Below are 14,476 nucleotides of genomic sequence, written 5' to 3' on the forward strand. Positions count from 1 at the left end.
ACGATGACACTGAACTTCGATCCAGCACCGGTCCGCAAGAACCAGAGCGGTGCGCCCGGCCCGCATGCCGCTACCGCGCGAGCGCGCCCTGCCGATCCGTTCGCGCTTCGCGATCAGCCCGTCGCCGATGCATTCGTCATGCTGAGCGCGCCGCTCGCGCGCGAGGCCTTTCGGCACACCGAACTAATGGCCGAACGCGCCGACGCTGAATTGCTCGAGGGACTGCGCTCGACGCTTCGTCGGCTGCGCGCGCTGTGGTGGGCCTTCGAGCCGCTGCTCGACGAAAAGGAAGCGCGCGTCGTGCGCAAGCGCTTCAAACGTCTCGCTGACGTCGCCGGCGAGCCGCATGAACTCGACGCCGCGTGCGATCTCCTTGCGCACGCCGGCGATCGCCGCCAGCGCATCGAGCCCGTCGTCCGTACGTTGCGGCAGGAACGGCGCGAGGCGTCGGCCACGAGTTGCGTGACGCTGCGCAAGGCTCACGTCGATGTGTTGCTGCGTCGCGCGCTCGCCGATGCGCGTCGACGTCTGGAAGCGCGCGCCGAAGACCGCACGCTCGAAGCGTTCGCACGCCAGCGCGTCTCGCTCGCCGACGATCTGCTCGGCAAGCGTGAATATCGCGCGGCCAGGATGAAGCGTGTCGATGCGAAAGCCCTGCATGGCATCGAGGAAGCGGCAACGCGGCTGCAATGTCTGCTGGAATTGTTCGCGCCGGTGCTCGAGCGCGGACAGCGCCGTTCGATGGCGCATCTGCTCGCCGCCCAGGCCGCGCTCGTGCCGCTGCACGACGTCCTGGCGAGCGAAGCCCTGCTGCGGCGCGTCGCGCCGGGCCTCGGCGACAAGACGGCTCTCCACGAAGCGGCGCGCTGGCTCAGCAAAGCCGCCCGCGACGAGTCGCGCGCGGCGGTCAAGCGCCTGCGCTCGCTGCCGCATTGCGCCTGAGGCGCGGTCAAGCACCCTCCTTTCGCCCATCTCCCCGCGTGGCTGCGCTTCCCGCTTCAGCCGGGCTTTACCGCCGATGAAACGTCGGCATCCTGAACGCATGGCTGTCGCACAAGACGACGCCGTCCGTCATCGATACCGGGAAAGGGGTTCTGCCATGTACTTCGGGACACTCGTAACACGCGCGCGCGACGACCAGGAAAGCGCAACCTGGCAGCGCGACATCGATGCATCGCGGATCGTCGCGCCGAACTGCCGGTGCCCATTCTGGCGCGGAATCGCGCGACTGATCGCCGGCGCCTTTCGAAAGTAAAGGATCGTCGTGCGGCGAGGTAATAGGACTTGTCCGAGCGTTTTTTATCGTCGGAGCGGCTTAAATGCGTGGCTTTCGTCTCTGCGAGGCTGTACGGTTCCGGTCGCTTAAGGCCGGCGCGCAGAGCGATCGTTACGTCAAGTCGAACAGTTCAAGATCAAACTCCTATATGCGAGAATTGAACGTCCTTATGGTGACAGTCGGCATCGCGCTCTTCTCCAGCGCCACGCTCGTCAGTGCGCATTACACCGAACAGTGGATGCCGAGCGCAGAGACCGCGCGGGCGAAGTCGAAGTCGGCCGTATCGCGGGAAAACAGGAAGGCGCCAGTCGCGCCCGCCGTGACCCCAGCGGACGACGATCCGATTGCAGCATTCGCCCGAAAGCCAGTACGCCGGTGATTACGCGACTATTCCGATTTCTTTCCCGCGCGCATCGACTATCCTTCTGGATGTCGTAAGAGGTGGGTTGTTTGGCCGCTGCGCCCTGCCATGTGCGAGAGTTGATCGAGCATTATTAGAGGCGCAGTCATGCCGGCACTCATTACTCTTACGACATCTCCTCCCGCTTGGTTCGTTTCATCGATCGGGCGCGGTCAACCTCCATTCAGTCATCCGAATTTTTCCGACGATCGCGTTGTCGCCAGGAGAATGACGAAACTATTCGCCGATTCGACTCGGAACGTGGGAATCGCGAAACGGCGTCCTGTTGCGTTTATCGTTTGATTTGACGAAGCTGGCTTCTGAACTGCACGCTTGAGAAACGCAGCGCAGAAATAGAAAAGCCCTTGATGATCAAGGGCTTGGAAGTCTGGCGGAGAGAGGGGGATTCGAACCCCCGATAGGTTTTACCCTATACACGCTTTCCAGGCGTGCGACTTAAACCACTCATCCATCTCTCCGGAAGACCGCGATTATACCAAGTTCCCGCGCCTGCGCCAGCCCCTATGGATGACGAATGTAATCGACGAGCGCACGGGTGTATTCATCCGGCTTGCGATCCAGAAGACTCACTGCGATCGCCACCGCGAAACCTGCCGGCACGCCGAATACGCCTGAACTGATCGGCTCGATGCCGAACCAGCGCGCGCCCGCAAAGCCCGTTAGCTGCACGAAAAACGGATACGTCGACACAATGTAATACACGCACACGACGAGCCCCGCGATCATGCCCGCGACCACGCCCCGCTGCGTCGTGCGCTTCCAGAACACGCCGAGCACGAGCGCCGGAAAGAGACTCGACGCCGCCAGCGAAAACGCCGCCCCCACGAGAAACAAAATATTGCCCGCATTGAGCGACGCCACATACGACGCGAGCAACGCCACCCCAAGCAGCAGAATCTTCGAGATCGTCACGCGCCGCTGACTGGTCGCGCGCTTGTCGACCATGCAGTAGTACACGTCGTGCGACAGCGCATTGGCGATCGTCAGCAACAGCCCGTCGGCCGTCGACAAAGCCGCCGCCAGCGCGCCCGCGGCGATCAGCCCGGAAATCACGTACGGCAATCCCGCGATCTCCGGCGCCGCCAGCACGACCATGTCCGGCTGCATCTGGATGCCCGCCCAGCGCACGATGCCATCGCCGTTCACGTCGCTGATGCGGATCAGATACGGCTCCACGCGCCGCCACTGCGTCACCCATTGCGGCAGATCGGCAAACCGGTGACCGACCAGCCCCGTGAGAATCTCGTGCTTGATGAGCACCGCGAGCACCGGCACCGTCAGATAGAACAGCGCGACGAAAAAGAGCGTCCAGCCGACCGAGCGCCGCGCCGACGACACCGACGTCGTCGTGTTGTAGCGCGTGAGGATGTGCGGCAGGCTCGCCGTGCCGATCGACAGACACAGCAGCAGCGACAGAAAGTTGATCCGATGCACGCGCGCGCTCTCGTCGGTGGACGAGCCGGGCGCGAACGGCTCGGTCATCGGCACGGGCGCGGCGATGCGATCGATCAGTGCATCGCGCTCACGCGACCATTTCGCCTGCGCATCGGCGGGATCGCGCGGAAAGGACGCAAGGTCGCGCTCGCGCTCGTTGATCTCGCGCAGCGGGCCGTTATGCCGCCGCAACTCCGCGATTTCTCCGACAAGGCGCGCGCGCTCGTCATGGAACGACCGCGGCAGCGCATCGATGCGTTGCTGCATCCGCGCCGCCTGCCGCTGATAGTCGGCGCGCACGCGGGCTTCATCGGGCGAAACAGCGACCGCGCGCTCGAGCGTCTCGACGCGTTCCATCACACGGCCGTAGTTGAATTGCGGAAACCAGCCGAGCCCCTCGCGATGCGCGATCATCGATACGGGAATCAGCATCGCGCTGATGAGGATGATGTATTGCGCGACCTGCGTCCACGTCACCGCGCGCATGCCGCCGAGAAACGAGCACACGAGAATGCCCGCGAGTCCGCAAAAGATGCCGATGGAAAACTCGATGCCGATGAACCTCGACGCGATCAGTCCGATGCCCTGAATCTGCGCGACGAGATAAACGAACGAACACAGGATCGCCGCGATCGCCGCGAGCGCGCGCACGGTGTTGCTCGAAAATCGCGTGCCGAGAAAATCGGGAATCGTGTAGCGCGCGAGCTTGCGCACGTACGGCGCGAGCAGGAACGCGACGAGGCAATAGCCGCCGGTCCAGCCCATCACATAGGCGAGGCCGTCGTAGCCGCTCGCGTAGATCGAGCCCGCGAGACCGATGAACGATGCCGCCGAGAGCCAGTCCGCCGCCGTGGCCATGCCGTTGAACGCCGACGGCACGCGCCGCCCCGCCACGTAGTATTCGACGAGATCCGACGTGCGCGACAGCAAACCGATGACCGCGTACACCGCGATCGGCACGAACAGGAAAACATAGCCGATCCACGTGCCCGGTCCGGTCGTGCGCTCGATGCGCTCCATGAGAAAGATGAACAGCAGGAAGCCGAGCGTGTAGAGCGTGTAGGAAAGGATCAGCCGGTTCGTGAGCTTCATGCGGCGTCGCCCTGTTCGGCGCGCACGGCCCGCGCGAGACGCGCATCGGCGAACTGCATCAGCACGATGTAGACGAAGATCAGCGCGACGTAGACGAGAATCGCGCCTTGCGCGCCGAAGTAGAACGGCAGCGGAAACCCGGCGACGCGCACGTGATCGAAGCGTTGCGCGAAAAGCGGCACGCCGAACGAGACGATGAAGCCGATCGTCATCAGCACCGCGATCAGCGCCAGATTGAAGCGCCAGTACCGGCGATGCGCGCGCGCCATCGCCGCCGATACGGGCGGCGGTGAGGCGGGCGTGGAACTGGAGGCATCGGACATGCGGTCTTTTAACAAAACCGCGTGACGCCGGCAATCAGGAAAGACCGCCGCCCATTGCGGGCCGCGGTCTTTGCGGCTTACCGCGCTTCGCCGAGCTGGTCGAGAATCGCGGGGTTTTCCAGCGTGGAGACGTCCTGCGTGATTTCCTCGCCCTTCGCGAGCGAGCGCAACAGTCGCCGCATGATCTTGCCCGACCGCGTCTTCGGCAGGTTCTCGCCGAAGCGGATGTCCTTCGGCTTCGCGATCGGGCCGATTTCCTTGCCGACCCAATTGCGCAGTTCCGTTGCGATCTGCTTCGCTTCATCGCCTTCCGGACGCGCGCGCTTCAACACGACGAAGGCGACCACGGCTTCCCCCGTCGTATCGTCCGGGCGGCCGACGACCGCGGCTTCCGCGACCATCGGATTGGCAACCAGCGCCGACTCGATTTCCATCGTGCCGAGACGGTGACCGGAGACGTTCAGCACGTCGTCGATGCGGCCCATGATCGTGAAGTAGCCGGTCTCCTTGTCGCGCACCGCGCCATCGCCCGCGAGATACAGCTTGCCGCCGAGTTCTTCGGGGAAGTAGCTCGTCTGATACCGCTTCGGATCGCCCCAGACGTTGCGCAGCATCGACGGCCACGGACGCTTCACCACCAGAATGCCGCCCTGTCCGTTCGGCACGTCCTGACCGGTTTCATCGACGATCGCGGCCATGATGCCCGGCAGCGGCAGCGTGCAGGAACCCGGCACGAGCGGCGTCGCGCCCGGCAGCGGCGTGATCATGTGGCCGCCGGTTTCCGTCTGCCACCACGTATCGACGATCGGGCATTGGCCACGGCCGACGTTCTCGTGATACCACATCCACGCTTCCGGATTGATCGGCTCGCCGACCGTGCCGAGAATGCGCAGCGTCGACAGATCGAAGCTCTTCGGATGCACCTTCGCGTCCGCCTCCGATGCCTTGATGAGCGAGCGGATCGCGGTGGGCGCCGTGTAGAAGATCGTGACCTTGTGGCGCGCGATCATCTCCCAGAAGCGGCCCGCGTGCGGATAAGTGGGCACGCCTTCGAACATGACCTGCGTCGCGCCGATCGCGAGCGGACCGTACGCGATATAGCTGTGCCCGGTGATCCAGCCGATATCCGCCGTGCACCAGAAGATGTCGCCCGGCTTCATGTCGAAGGTCCACTTCATCGTCTGCGCGGCCCACAGCAGAATGCCCGCCGTGCTGTGCTGCACGCCCTTGGGCTTGCCCGTGGAGCCGGACGTGTACAGGATGAAAAGCGGATGCTCCGCGCCGACCCATTCCGGCTCGCATTGCGCCGCTTCGTTCCCGACGATCTCGTGCAGCCACACGTCGCGGCCTTCGGTCCATGTGACCTTGCCGCCCGTGCGCCGATACACGATGACGTCCTTCACCTTCTCGCAGCCGCCCGCCGCGAGGGCTTCGTCGGCGATGCTCTTCAACGGCAGCGCTTTACCGCCGCGCATCTGTTCGTCGGCGGTGATGAGCGCGACCGCGCCGACATCGACGAGACGTTCATTCAGCGACTTCGACGAGAAGCCGCCGAACACGACCGAATGCGTCGCGCCGATGCGCACGCACGCCTGCATCGAAACGACGCCTTCCACCGACATCGGCAGATAGATCACGACGCGGTCGCCCTTCTTCACGCCGCGCTTCTTGAGCGCATTGGCGAGGCGGCACACGCGCTCGAGCAGATCCTGATAGGTGACGTTGGTGACGGTGCCGTCGTCGGCTTCGAAGATGATCGCGTTCTCGTTGCCCCGGCCCGCTTCGACGTGACGGTCCAGACAGTTGTACGACGCGTTCAGTTCGCCGTCCTCGAACCACGTATAGAAAGGCGCCTTCGATTCGTCCAGCACCTTCGTGAACGGCTTGTGCCAGCCGAGCGTCTCGCGCGCGATGCGCGCCCAGAAGCCTTCGTAGTCCTGCTCCGCTTCCGCTACAAGCGCCTTGTAGGCGTCCATGCCGGAGATTGCCGCACCCGCGGTCGCCTTGGCCGACGGCGGGAACACACGTTTTTCCTGAAGAACCGATTCGATCGCAGACATCGACAACCTCTCCTGATGGTGTTTCTGAAATCCGGCGGCGCGCGCATCGTGCACTGGGCTGCGCGCACCGCATGTTGGTGAGGCTCGAGAACGGGACACGTCCGGGCGTGGCCGAATCGAACCTTGTCTCCTTCTACCGCGCGGCGCGGGCGCGGACGAATGTCATCGCATTGAATTCAAGATAAGCCGCTCAACTTACCCGCTTCTTACGTAACAGGGCCAACAGGCACGGGGTATACACGGAGTCCGCGCGGCTTCTACAATGCGTCCCCACAATCGTAACTGAACTAACCGCGCGGTATCCAGCTTGAATCGCTACGCCTTTCTTTTGATCGCAGCCATGCTGCTCGTCGGGAGCAATGTCGGCATCGGCAAGTCGATCGTCGCGCATGTGCCCGTTCCGCTCCTCGCGCTGCTGCGCTTCGTGATCGCGCTCGCGGTGCTCTGGCCGCTTCTGCGCTGGTCGAAGATGAAGCGCGTCGCGCGCGGCGAATGGATCAATCTCTTCCTGCAGGCGTTCTTCGGCACGTTCGGCTTCACCTTGCTGATGTTGAACGGCGTCGCGCGCACGAGCGCGGTCGCGGCGGGCGTCATCACGAGCACGATTCCGGCGGTCGTCGCGATCTTCGCGTGGCTCTTCCTGAAAGAGAAACCGGGCGCTCGCGCGCTGGCATCGATCGGACTTGCGATCGCAGGCGTGCTCGTCATCAACGTCGCGCAGACGGGCAGCGCGGGCGATACGGGCGCGAGCTCGCTGCCCGGCAATCTGATGGTGCTCGGCGCGGTGTGCTGCGAATCGCTCTACGTGATCCTGTCGCGCCGTCTCACGCAGACGCTGCCCGCCATCGACATCTGCGCGTACACGCACGCTATCGGCCTTCTGCTCATGCTGCCGCTCGGCGCGGGTTCGCTCGCGGGCTTCGAGTGGACGGGCGTCGCGTGGAGTACGTGGGCGCTCGTCCTATGGTATGGACTCTCGGCGAGCATCTTCTCGTTCTGGCTGTGGATGAAAGGCATCCGCCATGTCGACGGCAGTCTCGCGGGCGTGTTCTGCGCCGTGCTGCCGGTCGCGGCGGCGCTCTACGGCATCGCGTTCCTCGACGAGCGGCCGACGCTTGCGCACGGCATCGCGCTTGCGTGCGTCGTGACGGGCATCGCGCTCGCGAGCCTGAAAGCGCGCGCCGCACGCGCCGTGCCGGGCGAAACCGGCGCCTAGGAAACGCTCAGCGGATTCCGAAAGCTTTTGGGAAGTCGCCGCGACGACACGCTACAATAGCGGGCTTCCCGACACCGCGAATGCGCCGATGCGCGCGCTCGCCGGCGTATTGCAACACTCCGCAAACGCTCCGCACGCGCTTTTGCAAGCGATTTGCACGTTTTGGTTCGTCATAATCGCCAGCCATCATTCCGGTTCGACCCGCTCCGACTGAAAAGCCGCCCATGTCCGCTCCCAAGCATGCTTCGCCCCCGCAGCCCCGCTCCATGAGAGTGCTGCCGAAAGTCATCTTCATGAGCCGATGGCTCCAGGTGCCTCTGTATCTGGGCCTGATCGTCGCGCAAGCCGTTTACGTCGTGCTGTTCCTGAAGGAAGTGTGGCACCTCGTCACGCACGCGATGACGCTCGACGAAACCAACATCATGCTCGTCGTGCTCGGCCTGATCGACGTGGTGATGATCTCGAACCTGCTCATCATGGTGATCGTGGGCGGCTACGAGACCTTCGTGTCGCGCCTCGGCGTGGAGGGTCATCCGGACGAACCGGAATGGCTCGATCATGTCAACGCGGGCGTGCTGAAAGTGAAGCTGTCGATGGCGCTCATCAGCATCTCGTCGATCCATCTGCTGAAAACCTTCATCAATCCCGACCAGCACACGTTCCATACCGTGCTGTGGCAGGTGATCATTCACGTCGCGTTCCTCGTTTCCGCCCTCATCATGGCGTATGTCGACCGGCTGACCACGCATACGCATCCGCGCCATTTTCACGACGAATCCTTTTCGCCGCCCCGTAACGCAATCGAGTGAAGCGTCGCCCAGAACGCCAGCACATAATTTCGTCCCCCAGAGCTGAAGCCATGACCGTCATCAAGCAGGAAGACCTGATTCAGAGCATCGCTGATTCGCTGCAGTACATCAGCTACTACCATCCGCTCGACTACATCCAGGCGCTCGGCCGCGCCTACGAGCTGGAAGAAAGCCCCGCCGCGAAGGACGCGATCGCGCAGATCCTGACCAACAGCCGCATGTGCGCGGAAGGCAAGCGCCCGATCTGTCAGGACACGGGCATCGTCACGGTGTTCGTGAAGGTCGGCATGGACGTGCGCTGGGACGGTGCGACGATGAGCGTCACCGACATGATCAACGAAGGCGTGCGCCGCGGTTATCTGAATCCGGACAACGTGCTGCGCGCGTCGATCGTGTCGCCGCCCGAAGGCGGCCGCAAGAACACGAAGGACAACACGCCGGCCGTGATCCATTACGAGATCGTGCCGGGCGACAAGGTCGACGTGCAGGTCGCGGCCAAGGGCGGCGGCTCGGAAAACAAGTCGAAGTTCGCGATGCTGAATCCGTCGGATTCGATCGTCGACTGGATCATCAAGACCGTGCCGACGATGGGCGCGGGCTGGTGCCCGCCGGGCATGCTCGGCATCGGCATCGGCGGCACGGCTGAAAAGGCGATGGTCATGGCGAAGGAATCGCTGATGGACCCCATCGACATTCAGGACGTCATCGCGCGCGGACCGCAGGACTGGATCGAAGAACTGCGCGTGGAACTGCACGAGAAGGTGAACGCGCTCGGCATCGGCGCGCAAGGTCTCGGCGGTCTTTCCACCGTGCTCGACGTGAAGATCATGGCCGCGCCGACGCACGCGGCGTCGAAGCCGGTCGCGATCATTCCGAACTGCGCGGCGACGCGCCACGCGCACTTCACGCTCGACGGTTCGGGCGCGGCGAAGCTCGAAGCGCCGCCGCTCGACGCCTGGCCGAAGGTCACGTGGCAGCCGAATACGGAGACGAGCAAGCGCGTCGATCTGAACACGCTGACGCCGGAAGAAGTCGCATCGTGGAAGCCGGGCCAGACGCTGCTCTTGTCGGGCAAGATGCTGACGGGCCGCGATGCCGCGCACAAGCGCATCGCCGACATGCTCGCGAAGGGCGAAAAGCTGCCGGTCGACTTCACGAACCGCGTGATCTATTACGTCGGCCCGGTCGATCCGGTGCGCGACGAAGCGGTCGGTCCCGCAGGCCCGACCACGGCCACGCGCATGGACAAGTTCACCGAGATGATGCTCGCGCAGACCGGCCTCATTTCAATGATCGGCAAGGCCGAGCGCGGCCCGGTCGCGATCGAGGCGATCAAGAATCACAAGGCCGCGTATCTGATGGCGGTCGGCGGCGCGGCGTATCTCGTGTCGAAGGCGATCCGCGAAGCGAAGGTCCTCGCGTTCGAAGACCTCGGCATGGAAGCGATTTACGAATTCGACGTGCAGGACATGCCGGTCACGGTGGCTGTGGACTCGAGCGGCACGTCGGTCCACAAGACGGGCCCCGCCGAATGGCAGGCGAAGATCGGCAAGATTCCGGTCGCGACGGCCTGATCGCTGCTTATCGAAGGATGATTGTCGATTTATCGATGTGATCGACTGACAAGAGCCGGGCAAGCCGCCCGGCTTTTTCTTTGATAAGCCGCCAGTCGAGAAAAGTTTTCATTCTCAGTTTTGTCTGAAACAAAAAATTTCTACTCAACCTTGGCATTGTCACGCTCAAGGTTTATCTTTCCAGAAGCCCCACGTTACGAACAGGAAACGAAATTATGCAAGGCGACGCCAAAGTCATCGAATATCTGAACGCGCAACTCAAGAACGAACTGACCGCGATCAATCAATACTTCCTGCACGCTCGGATGTATCAGCACTGGGGCCTCGAGAAACTCAACAAGCATGAGTACGACGAATCCATCGGTGAAATGAAGCATGCCGACTGGCTCATTCAGCGCGTATTCATGCTCGACGGACTGCCGAACCTGCAAGACCTGCACAAGTTGCTGATCGGTGAAGAGACCAAGGAAATTCTCGAATGCGATCTGAAGCTCGAGCAGATTTCCCAATCGACCTGCAAGGAAGCCATCGCATATTGCGAATCGGTACGTGATTTCGTCTCGCGCGAAATCTTCGAAAAGATCCTGCATGACACCGAAGAGCACATCGACTGGCTGGAAACGCAACTGGATCTGATCGACAAGGTCGGCATCCAGAACTACCAGCAGACCATGATGGGCGACCACGAATAAGCGCATGTCTGCCGCAGCGCCCTTCCCGATGCCGAACGAGCTTGCCGCGTCGACCGCGAGCGCGCCGGTCGGCATTTTCGATTCCGGACTCGGCGGCTTGTCCGTGCTGCGCGCCGTGCGCGCGGGCCTGCCGCACGAGCATCTGATCTACGTCGCCGATTCGCTGCACGCGCCGTACGGCGAGCGCGACGACGACTTCATCGTCGACCGCGCGATGGCGATTGGCGAATGGCTCGTCGGACAGGGCGCGAAGGCGCTCGTCGTCGCGTGCAACACGGCCACCGCGCAGTCGATCGCCCTCGTGCGCGAACGTCTGCCCATTCCGCTCGTCGGCGTGGAGCCGGGCGTGAAGCCCGCGGCGGCGGCGTCGAAGTCGCGCGTGGTCGGCGTGCTCGCGACCGCCGTCACGCTGCGCTCCGCGCGTTTCCAGTCGCTGCTCGACCGTTACGCGGGCGACTGCCGCTTCATCTGCCAGCCGGGACACGGGCTGGTTCAGGCGGTCGAACGCTGCGACACGTCGTCGCCGGCGCTGATGGCGCTGCTCGAAAGCTATATCGCGCCGATGCTCGATGCCGGCGCCGATACCCTCGTGCTCGGCTGCACGCACTACCCGTTTCTCGACCGCGCGATCCGCGACATCGCCGGTGAGCGGCTGCAGATCGTCGATACGAGCGTCGCCATTGCGCGGCAGCTCGATCGTCTGCTCGACGCGCACGCGCTCAAAAATCCCGCCGGCGCAGCCGAGTCGATGCCGCGCTTCTGCTCTACCGCCGACGGCGAATCGCAACGCCAGCTCGCCGCGGCACTGCTCCAGCTCGACGCCAAAGTCGAACATGTAGACATCCCTTCGCGTCGCACACGTCTCGCTGAACCCGACATCGCCTGAGGGTTTCTCTCGCCGCGCGCAGCGTCCTACTGCGCGCTTTCCCGCGCCAGGCAAGGCTCTAAGCAATAAACTCGCTCACTTTCGTGGTCTGTTACAAAAAACACTGAGCCCCGCTTGCAAACGCGCCAATACCGAATGATAATAATTCGCATTAACGCTAACTATTGCGAAGCGAAGATCATGATTGTCTGTGTCTGCAAATCAGTGTCCGACCGCAAGATCCGAACTGCCATCGCCGAAGGCGTCGATTCCTTCGACGAACTGCAATTCGAACTCGGCGTCGCGCTGTGTTGCGGCAAGTGCGAAGAAAGCGTTCGCGATGTCCTCGCGAAAAGCGGCGTGTGCGCCTCTCGCTGCGGCGTCGAGCAGCGCGAACAGGTCGCACCGCTTACGTTCTACGAGCGCCAGGCTGCCTGACGCTAGTCGCATGGCCATGCCGGCCTCGCGCTTCCGAGCGCAGCCGGCCGTTTCACCGCCTTCAGCAAGCCAGGTTACCTTCGAACTTCCGGTCACTCCGAGCCAGCCGCGCAACCCTTTACCCCTGGAGGGAAAGATGGAATTGCTGATCTGCTTCGTGGCCACCCTGTTTATCTTCCTGCTCATCTTTCGAAAATGATGTCGTCCGGTTTCTTCCGCACCGCGCCTGTGCAGTCGTTGGACCTCGAGCTGGATGGCAACGTCGCCGGCCGGCATTCACGCAGCATCGCAAGCAGCCAATAAGAATGCAGTCCCCGACCACTTCTCCCGCCGCTTTCCAGACGGCGCCGGCATCGAACACGAATCCGCGCGTCATCGCGGCGTGCGTCGCCGTCGTCGTCATTCATGCCGCGCTGCTCGGCGTCGCGCTGACGACGCGCAATGCGCCGCTGCCGCGTCCGATCGAGGCCAAATCGATCACCGCGCAACTGATCAGCGAAACGCCGCAGCCCGCGCCGCAGCCAGTCGCGGTCGAAACGCCGCCGCCGCCCAAGCCGGTGCCGCAGCCCGTTCCGAAGCCGCAGCCCAAGCCGAAGGTCAAGCCGAAAGTCGAGCCGAAGCCCACGCCGATGCCGGTCACCGAAGCGCCGTCGCAAATCGCCGCGCCCGCGCCGGAACCCACGCCGCCGGCCCCGCCCGCGCCGCCTCAGCCAGCGCCGGCCGCGCCGGCCATCGGCAAACCGAGCATGGATCTGGCCGCGCCGAAGAACGTCGCGCATTTGAGCTGCAACATCGCCCAGCCGGACTATCCGGCGATGTCCAAGCGCCGCGGCGAAACCGGCACGGCGGTGATCCGGCTGACGGTGGGTCTCTCTGGCAAGATCGAAAACGTCACGCTGCAAAAGAGCAGCGGCTCGTCGCGCCTCGATGACGCGGCGCTCGACGCGGTGCGCGGCAGCGCATGCAGCCCCTACAAGGAAAACGGCGAAGCGATTCGCGCGACCGCCACGGTCCCGTTCGTCTTCAGCCTGAACGACTAGCCTGTTTTTTTAGATACAAGGAACGAGAAATGGAAAACTACGGGATTGCGCACGTATGGGCGCAAGGCGACTTCGTGACGCGGGGCATTGCGCTCGCGCTCGTCATCATGTCGGTGCTTTCATGGACGGTGATCGTCGTGAAGGCATGGAACGTCGTGCGTCTGAAGCGCCTGACCAAGAACGCCGAACAGGCGTTCTGGCATTCCGACGATTTCAACGACGGCATCAAGAAGCTCGGCAGCCAGTCGTCGAGCCCGGCGGACAATCCGTTTCTCGCGCTCGCGCTCGCCGGTCAGGAAGCCGCCGAACATCATCACCAGACGCAGCCGCATCTGCACGACCGCATGGACGTGTCGGACTGGATCACGCGCTGCCTGAAGGACGTGATGGACGAAGGCGTCGGCCGCATGCAAGCGGGTCTCGCGGTGCTTGCGTCGATCGGTTCGACGTCGCCGTTCGTCGGGCTGTTCGGCACGGTGTGGGGGATCTATCACGCGCTCCTGACCATCGGCGCGACGGGCCAGACATCGATCGATCAGGTCGCCGGCCCGGTCGGCGAATCGCTCATCATGACCGCGTTCGGCCTCTTCGTCGCCATTCCGGCGGTGCTCGGCTACAACGCGCTGACGCGGGCGAACAAAGGCATCGTCACGAAGCTGAACCGCTTCGCCCACGGCCTGCACGCGTTCTTCGTCACGGGCACGAAACTTTCGTCGACCAAGCGCGCGACGAACGCGTCGAGCGACAGCCTGCGTCTCGCGACGCGCGCGTCGTAAGCCGGGGAGAGTCGCATCATGGCCATGAGCCCTTTCGCCGGAGACGAAGACGACGGCATGATGAGCGAGATCAACATGACGCCGCTCGTCGACGTCATGCTGGTTCTGCTGATCATTTTCCTCGTCACGATTCCGGCCATGCATCACGCGGTCAAGATCGATCTGCCGCACGCGAGCAGCCAGCCGCAGGACGAGAAGCCCGCGCACGTGAACATCGCGATCAAGGCCGACGGCACGACGCTGTGGGACGATCAGCCGATCGACGAAGCCACGCTCGACGCGCGTATCGCGCAGGCCGCGCAGCAGAATCCGCAGCCGGAGATTCACCTGCGCGCGGACCGTCAGGTCGCGTACGAGAAAGTCGCCGATCTGATGTCTGCGGCGCAGGCGGGCGGATTGACGAAGATCGGTTTCGTCACCGAGCCGAAGAGCGGCAAGTAACGCACGGACGACGCACGGA

General features: G+C 63.5%; 14 protein-coding genes and 1 tRNA gene. 11 read left to right on the top strand and 4 right to left on the bottom strand.

Annotated elements, in window-relative coordinates; all coding sequences use genetic code 11:
- Nucleotides 1-3: 3 nt before the first annotated feature.
- Entirely contained in the window at nt 4-942 is a 939-nt protein-coding gene (locus AWB77_RS12275) for a CHAD domain-containing protein (protein ID WP_244158525.1), read from the top strand.
- A 1,123-nt stretch (nt 943-2,065) separates the two neighbouring features.
- On the opposite strand, the gene AWB77_RS12285 is transcribed toward AWB77_RS12275, so the two are convergent.
- The 4 genes from AWB77_RS12285 to acs all read right to left on the bottom strand — a co-directional run bounded on the left by AWB77_RS12285 (nt 2,066) and on the right by acs (nt 6,606).
- Nucleotides 2,066-2,155 (bottom strand) — tRNA-Ser (locus AWB77_RS12285).
- Between the two features lie 43 nt (nt 2,156-2,198).
- Entirely contained in the window at nt 2,199-4,223 is a 2,025-nt protein-coding gene (locus AWB77_RS12290) for a VC_2705 family sodium/solute symporter (RefSeq protein ID WP_061134698.1), read from the bottom strand.
- On the bottom strand, nt 4,220-4,546 hold the full coding sequence (locus AWB77_RS12295; protein WP_063936506.1) for a DUF4212 domain-containing protein: 327 nt from the start codon (nt 4,544-4,546) through the stop codon (nt 4,220-4,222). Before AWB77_RS12295 ends, AWB77_RS12290 begins: the two co-directional genes overlap by 4 nt.
- A 77-nt stretch (nt 4,547-4,623) precedes the next feature.
- Nucleotides 4,624-6,606 carry an acetate--CoA ligase gene (acs, locus tag AWB77_RS12300; RefSeq protein ID WP_061134700.1) on the bottom strand — a complete coding sequence of 661 codons (1,983 nt, stop codon included), beginning with the start codon at nt 6,604-6,606 and terminating at the stop codon, nt 4,624-4,626.
- A 307-nt stretch (nt 6,607-6,913) separates the two neighbouring features.
- Here acs and AWB77_RS12305 point away from each other — a divergent pair, with 307 nt between their 5' ends.
- The 10 genes from AWB77_RS12305 (at nt 6,914) to AWB77_RS12350 (ending at nt 14,457) form a co-directional block, all read left to right on the top strand.
- The gene (locus tag AWB77_RS12305; RefSeq protein ID WP_061134701.1) at nt 6,914-7,822 is read left to right on the top strand and encodes a DMT family transporter; all 909 of its coding nucleotides are present in this window, start codon (nt 6,914-6,916) and stop codon (nt 7,820-7,822) included.
- Nucleotides 7,823-8,046: 224 nt separating this feature from the next.
- The gene (locus tag AWB77_RS12310; protein WP_074168878.1) at nt 8,047-8,631 is read left to right on the top strand and encodes a TIGR00645 family protein; all 585 of its coding nucleotides are present in this window, start codon (nt 8,047-8,049) and stop codon (nt 8,629-8,631) included.
- 50 nt (nt 8,632-8,681) lie between these two features.
- On the top strand, nt 8,682-10,205 hold the full coding sequence (locus AWB77_RS12315) for a fumarate hydratase (RefSeq protein WP_061134703.1): 1,524 nt from the start codon (nt 8,682-8,684) through the stop codon (nt 10,203-10,205).
- A gap of 215 nt (nt 10,206-10,420) precedes the next feature.
- On the top strand, nt 10,421-10,897 hold the full coding sequence (gene bfr / locus AWB77_RS12320; protein WP_008350427.1) for a bacterioferritin: 477 nt from the start codon (nt 10,421-10,423) through the stop codon (nt 10,895-10,897).
- A gap of 4 nt (nt 10,898-10,901) precedes the next feature.
- Entirely contained in the window at nt 10,902-11,783 is an 882-nt protein-coding gene (murI, locus tag AWB77_RS12325; protein WP_061134704.1) for a glutamate racemase, read from the top strand.
- A 180-nt stretch (nt 11,784-11,963) separates the two neighbouring features.
- Nucleotides 11,964-12,200, top strand: coding sequence for a (2Fe-2S)-binding protein (locus AWB77_RS12330; protein ID WP_061134705.1), 237 nt, complete (start codon nt 11,964-11,966; stop codon nt 12,198-12,200).
- A 10-nt stretch (nt 12,201-12,210) separates the two neighbouring features.
- Nucleotides 12,211-12,399, top strand: a complete 189-nt coding sequence (locus tag AWB77_RS12335) for a hypothetical protein (RefSeq protein WP_061134706.1) — start codon at nt 12,211-12,213, stop codon at nt 12,397-12,399.
- A 106-nt stretch (nt 12,400-12,505) separates the two neighbouring features.
- Nucleotides 12,506-13,240 carry an energy transducer TonB gene (locus AWB77_RS12340; RefSeq protein ID WP_061134707.1) on the top strand — a complete coding sequence of 245 codons (735 nt, stop codon included), beginning with the start codon at nt 12,506-12,508 and terminating at the stop codon, nt 13,238-13,240.
- A 29-nt stretch (nt 13,241-13,269) separates the two neighbouring features.
- Nucleotides 13,270-14,016, top strand: a complete 747-nt coding sequence (locus tag AWB77_RS12345) for a MotA/TolQ/ExbB proton channel family protein (RefSeq protein ID WP_061134708.1) — start codon at nt 13,270-13,272, stop codon at nt 14,014-14,016.
- A gap of 18 nt (nt 14,017-14,034) precedes the next feature.
- On the top strand, nt 14,035-14,457 hold the full coding sequence (locus AWB77_RS12350; protein WP_061134709.1) for an ExbD/TolR family protein: 423 nt from the start codon (nt 14,035-14,037) through the stop codon (nt 14,455-14,457).
- Nucleotides 14,458-14,476: the final 19 nt, after the last annotated feature.

The organism is Caballeronia fortuita, from assembly GCF_001544835.2.
GTDB lineage: Bacteria > Pseudomonadota > Gammaproteobacteria > Burkholderiales > Burkholderiaceae > Caballeronia > Caballeronia fortuita.